This is a genomic window from Streptomyces torulosus, assembly GCF_001419765.1.
Taxonomy (GTDB): Bacteria; Actinomycetota; Actinomycetes; order Streptomycetales; family Streptomycetaceae; genus Streptomyces; species Streptomyces torulosus.
Map to the genome: position 1 here is coordinate 185 of NZ_LIRK01000886.1, position 960 is coordinate 1144.

Sequence of the window (960 nt, forward strand, 5' to 3'; positions counted from 1 at the left end):
GTCCTGATCCCCGCCGCCGCGGCCCTCTCCGACCGGGTCGGCCGGATCCGGATCTACGCGTTCGGTGCGGCCGGCATCGCCCTGTGGGCCGTGCCGCTGTTCCTGCTCATCGACACCCGCTCCCTGGTGTGGCTGGCCGTCGGCACCTTCGTCGCCAGCTGCTTCCTCAGCATCATGTACGGGCCGCAGGCCGCCCTGTTCGCCGAGCTGTTCACGCCCGAGATGCGGTACACGGGCGCCTCGCTCGGCTACCAGATCGCGGCGGTCCTCGGCGGTGGCCTCNNGAGGCCACCGGCACCTCGATGGCGGTGTCCGCGTACATCATCGTGCTCTCGGTGGTGGCGCTCCTGTCGATCAGGGTCCTCGCCCGCCGGGCGAGTGCGCGCACCGAGCCGGCCCCCCAGGCGGAGCCGGCGGAACAGGTCGGTTAGCCGCCGCGTCGGCTAGGAGGTCCGATCGCGCTCGGGCCGTGGCTCCGCAATCGTGTCCGGAGCCACGGCCACCGCGACCTCCGCCACCTCGGCCGCACCGGTCACCGCCGTGCCGTCCGCAGCACCCCGGGCCCTCGCCCCCGCCCGCGGCCGGGACCGTNNACGACCAGCGCGGGCACGGCGTACGTGGTGGCGCCCATCCGGCTCGCGGTCGTACGGGCCAGGGCGTACGCCCAGGTCGTGAACGCCAGTGCGGTCGGGAAGACACCCAGGTAGACCATGTTGAGGGTCGCGGAGAGCGGCGCGTCGGCCGCGTCCCGCACCAGTTGCCCGGCAAACGGAAGGCACAGCACCGCCCCGACGAGACAGCCGAAGGTGGTCACCTGGAGGGCGCTCGCCGAGCCCAGCGCGGGCTTCTGCGCGACCACGCCGCCCGCGTACGCGACCGCCGCGAGCACGCACAGCACGACGCCCAGCACCGACGCGCCGCCCTCGCCGGACATCGACAGACCCACCGCGACGGCGCCCG

Annotated in this window: 1 protein-coding gene and 2 pseudogenes; 2 read left to right on the top strand and 1 reads right to left on the bottom strand. The window is 74.3% G+C overall.

The annotated features are described in order from the left end of the window. Together AOK23_RS51150 and AOK23_RS51155 are read left to right on the top strand one after the other, a co-directional pair. On the top strand, positions 1-282 hold a 282-nt coding region (locus AOK23_RS51150; RefSeq protein ID WP_338056567.1), incomplete at both ends, for an MFS transporter. A gap of 2 nt (positions 283-284) precedes the next feature. After that, positions 285-431, top strand: a pseudogene (locus tag AOK23_RS51155) (MFS transporter); the annotation flags it as partial. Between the two features lie 162 nt (positions 432-593). On the opposite strand, the pseudogene AOK23_RS51160 reads toward AOK23_RS51155, so the two are convergent. After that, a pseudogene (locus tag AOK23_RS51160) lies at positions 594-960 on the bottom strand (EamA family transporter); the annotation flags it as partial.